Annotated in this window: 1 protein-coding gene; it reads left to right on the top strand. The window is 70.3% G+C overall.

Going from position 1 to position 1,506, the window contains the following annotated elements; genetic code table 11:
- Positions 1-1,417, top strand: a 1,417-nt coding sequence (gene glyS, locus VTU_RS0124700; protein ID WP_010110539.1) for a glycine--tRNA ligase subunit beta, incomplete at its 5' end; no start/stop codon positions are given.
- Positions 1,418-1,506 lie beyond the last annotated feature (89 nt).

Raw genomic sequence — 1,506 nt, 5'->3', positions numbered from 1 at the left:
CGAGCACCAGGCGCAGGTCGCGCGCCAGCTGGCCGCCGTCGCCGCGCAGGCGGGCGGCGGCGCGCGCGCCATCGCGGACGATGCGCTGCTCGACGAGGTCACGGCGCTGGTCGAGCGCCCGAACGTGCTCCTGTGCGCGTTCGAGCCGCAGTTTCTCGAAGTGCCGCAGGAATGCCTGATCCTGACGATGCAGGCGAACCAGAAGTACTTCCCGCTGCTCGACGCCGCAGGCAGGCTGAGCAACCGCTTCCTGGTGGTGAGCAATATCTGCCCGCAGGACGCCAGCCTGGTGACCGGCGGCAACGAGCGCGTGGTGCGCCCGCGCCTGGCCGACGCCAAGTTCTTCTTCGAGCAGGACCGCAGGAAGACGCTGGCCTCGCGCGTCGAAAGCCTGGACAAGGTGGTCTACCACAACCAGCTGGGAACGCAGCGCGAACGCACGCAGCGCGTGCGCGCCCTGGTGCAGGCGATCGCCCGGCAACTGGGCGACGCGGCGCTGGCCGCGCAGGCCGACTTGGCCGCGCTGCTGGCCAAGACCGACCTCGTGACCGACATGGTGGGCGAGTTCCCCGAGTTGCAAGGCACCATGGGGCGCTACTACGCGCTCAACGACGGCCTCGATGGGGCGGTTGCCGACGCCATCGAGGACCACTACAAGCCCCGTTTTGCGGGCGACAGCCTGCCGCGCAACCTGCCGGGCGTGGTGCTGGCGTTGGCCGACAAGCTGGAAACCCTGGTCGGCATGTTCGGCATCGGCAAGCTGCCCACGGGCGAGCGCGACCCGTTCGCGCTGCGCCGCCATGCGCTGGGCGTGATCCGCATGCTCGTCGAGAAGGATCTGCCGCTGGACCTGAACGCCCTGCTGGCGGACGCGCTGCCCGCGTTCGGCGACAAAATCACCGACCCCTCGGCCGCGCTCGCCGACTTCATTTACGAGCGCCTCGCCGGCAGCCTGCGCGAGCAGGGCTACAGCGCGCAGGAGGTCGACGCCGTGCTCGCGCTGCGCCCGCAGCGCCTGGCGCTGGTCGCCAGGCAGCTCGCCGCCGTGCGCGCCTTTGCCGCGCTGCCCGAGAGCCCGGCCCTGGCCGCGGCGAACAAGCGCGTGGCGAACATCCTCAAGAAGGCGGGCGACGTGGACGCCCACGTGAATCCCGACCTGCTGCAGGAAAAGGCCGAGCAGGACCTGTACGCCGCGCTGCAGCGCTTCGTTCCCGAGGCCGACGCGCAGTTCGACGCGGGCGACTACACCGCCAGCCTGCAAACCCTGGCCGTGCTGCGCGCGCCGGTGGACGCGTTCTTTGACGATGTGATGGTCAACGCCGAGCAGATGGACCTGCGGCTCAACCGCCAGGGGCTGCTCAAGAGCCTGCACGGCGCGATGAACCGCGTGGCGGACCTGTCGCGCCTGGCAATATGAGCCCGCTGCCGGATCGGTGCAGCAGCCCAAGGACCCCATGAAACTCGCCATCCTGGACCGCGACGGAACCCTCAACCCGCTGGGGGACG

The sequence above is a fragment of the Verminephrobacter aporrectodeae subsp. tuberculatae At4 genome, assembly GCF_000193225.1.
GTDB classification, from domain to species: domain Bacteria; phylum Pseudomonadota; class Gammaproteobacteria; order Burkholderiales; family Burkholderiaceae_C; genus Acidovorax; species Acidovorax aporrectodeae.
This window is presented reverse-complemented; position numbering and strand designations above follow the sequence as displayed.